Raw genomic sequence first — 2,359 nt, 5'->3', positions numbered from 1 at the left:
GGGCTGGATTCGCGAAGAAGTGAATGAGTGATGACGGCGATCCGCAGCCGCTTTGCTCCGGCATGCTGCACGTCTCCGATCGGCGTGAGGTTGGGCGCCCGCCAGATGCGTTCGGCTTCCCGGTAGAACGCGGCGGTGTCTCGCACCGATCGGCTGACCACCCCGTTGGCGACGATGCGAATCGGCATTTGCCTGACTTCTTTGTCCAGCGGTAGCCGGCCACGCGACGGCTTCAGCCCGACGAGTCCATTGCAGGACGCGGGAATTCGGATCGAGCCCCCACCGTCATTGGCATGGGCGATCGGCACCACACCGGCGGCCACGAACGCAGCGGAGCCCGACGACGATGCGCCCGCGGTGTGGTCGGTGTTCCACGGGTTGCGCACCGGTCCCAGTCGCGGGTGTTCAGCCGAGGCGCTGAAGCCGTATTCCGACATCTGGGTCTTGCCCAGCGGCGTCATCCCGGTGGCCAGGTACGTCCGCGCGAACTCGCTATCGGCTTCGGCCGGGCGCGGCGGCCACGCGTCGGTGCCGCGCATCGTCGGCAGCCCGGCGACGTCGACGTTGTCCTTGATGAACGTCGGCACGCCGCTGAAGAAGCCGGCGCGGGCGGGTGCGGCCGCCTGGGCCCGAGCCCGGTCGAAAGCCTCGTAGGCCATGCCGTTCAGGGCGGGGTTGACGGCTTCGGTGCGCGCGATCGCTGCCTCGACGACCTCGGCCCGGCCTACCCGACCGGAGTTGAGGGCGTCGATCAGACCAACGGCGTCGAGGTGACCGAGCGCGTCGTCACCGAATGCGTGCACATGTCGCATCCGGCTGATGCTACTGCTGGCCGACCTCGAAACGGACGAACCGGGTCACGGTGACACCGGCTTCGTCGAGCAGCGCCTTGACCGACTTCTTGCTGTCCGAGACCGAGGGCTGCTCGAGCAGCACGACATCTTTGAAGAACCCGCCCAGGCGGCCTTCGACGATCTTGGGCAGCGCCTGCTCCGGCTTGCCTTCTGCGCGTGAGGTCTCCTCGGCGATGCGCCGTTCGCTGGCCACCACGTCCTCGGGCACGTCGTCCCGAGTCAGGTAGCGAGCCTTGAGCGCGGCGATCTGCAATGCGACCGCGTGCGCGGCATCAGCGTCGCCGCCGGTGTACTCGACCAGCACACCGACGCCCGGGGGCAGGTCGGCGGCGCGCTTGTGCAAGTAGGTCTCGACGGTGCCGTCGAAGTACGCGACCCGCCGCAGTTCGAGCTTCTCCCCGATCTTGGCGGACAGCTCGGCGATCACCTGCTCAACGGTCTTGTCACCGATGCTGGCCGCCTTGACAGCATCGACGTCGGCGGCCTTGGACTTGGCCGCCGCGGCGACGATCTCCTCAGCGACTTTCTGGAACTCCGCGTTCTTGGCGACGAAGTCGGTCTCGCTGTTGAGCTCGATCAGCGCGCCGTCTTTGGCGGCGACCAAGCCCTCGGCGGTGGCCCGCTCGGCGCGCTTGCCGACGTCCTTGGCGCCCTTGATCCGCAGCGCCTCAACCGCCTTCTCGAAATCACCATCGGTCTCCGACAGCGCGTTCTTGCAGTCGAGCATGCCGGCGCCGGTCAGCTCACGGAGCTTCTTGACGTCGGCAGCGGTGAAGTTGGCCATCTCAGCCTTCCGTGGTGGTTGATTCGGTTGCGACCGCGGCGGCCTGTTCGGCCGGCGCGGCGGTTGCGGTCGCCGAAGCCAGCAGTTCCTGCTCCCATTCGGCCAGCGGCTCAGCGGCTTCGGCTTCGGGCTTGCCGTCGCCGCGGCCCAGACCGGCACGGGCCTGCAGGCCCTCGGCCACCGCTGAAGCGATCACCTTGGTCAGCAGGGCCGCCGAGCGGATCGCGTCGTCGTTGCCCGGGATCGGGTAGTCGACCAGGTCGGGGTCGCAGTTGGTGTCCAGGATCGCGATGACCGGGATGCCCAGCTTGCGGGCTTCGCCGACCGCGATGTGCTCCTTGTTGGTGTCGACGACCCAGACTGCCGACGGAACCTTCGCCATGTCGCGGATACCGCCCAGGCTGCGCTCCAGCTTGTTCTTCTCGCGGGTCAGACCCAGGATCTCCTTCTTGGTGCGGCCCTCGAAGCCACCGGTCTGCTCCATCGCCTCGAGCTCCTTGAGCCGCTGCAGGCGCTTGTGCACCGTGGAGAAGTTGGTCAGCATGCCGCCCAGCCAGCGCTGGTTGACGTACGGCATTCCCACCCGGGTCGCCTCGTCGGCGATGGATTCCTGCGCCTGCTTCTTGGTGCCGACGAACAAGACCGAGCCACCGTGAGCGACAGTCTCCTTGACGAACTCGTACGCCTTGTCGATGAAAGTCAGCGTCTGCTGCAGGTCGAT

Annotated in this window: 3 protein-coding genes; all 3 read right to left on the bottom strand. The window is 67.4% G+C overall.

Going from position 1 to position 2,359, the window contains the following annotated elements:
• Nucleotides 1-812 (bottom strand): amidase (locus tag VN856_RS11760; RefSeq protein ID WP_325689155.1); only part of this gene is annotated, 812 nt, incomplete at its 3' end.
• Between the two features lie 10 nt (nt 813-822).
• On the bottom strand, nt 823-1,638 hold the full coding sequence (gene tsf / locus VN856_RS11755; RefSeq protein WP_325689153.1) for a translation elongation factor Ts: 816 nt from the start codon (nt 1,636-1,638) through the stop codon (nt 823-825).
• A gap of 1 nt (nt 1,639) precedes the next feature.
• Nucleotides 1,640-2,359: 30S ribosomal protein S2 (gene rpsB, locus VN856_RS11750; protein ID WP_325689151.1), on the bottom strand; the 720-nt coding region annotated here is incomplete at its 5' end.

Origin of the sequence: Mycobacterium sp., from assembly GCF_035603715.1 — a bacterium.
In the GTDB taxonomy this organism is placed as follows: domain Bacteria; phylum Actinomycetota; class Actinomycetes; order Mycobacteriales; family Mycobacteriaceae; genus Mycobacterium.
This window is presented reverse-complemented; position numbering and strand designations above follow the sequence as displayed.

What these genes read in the sequence shown, in the direction of transcription:
- tsf (WP_325689153.1), bottom strand. Translation starts at nt 1,638, where the DNA reads ATGGCCAACTTCACCGCTGCCGACGTCAAGAAGCTCCGTGAGCTGACC.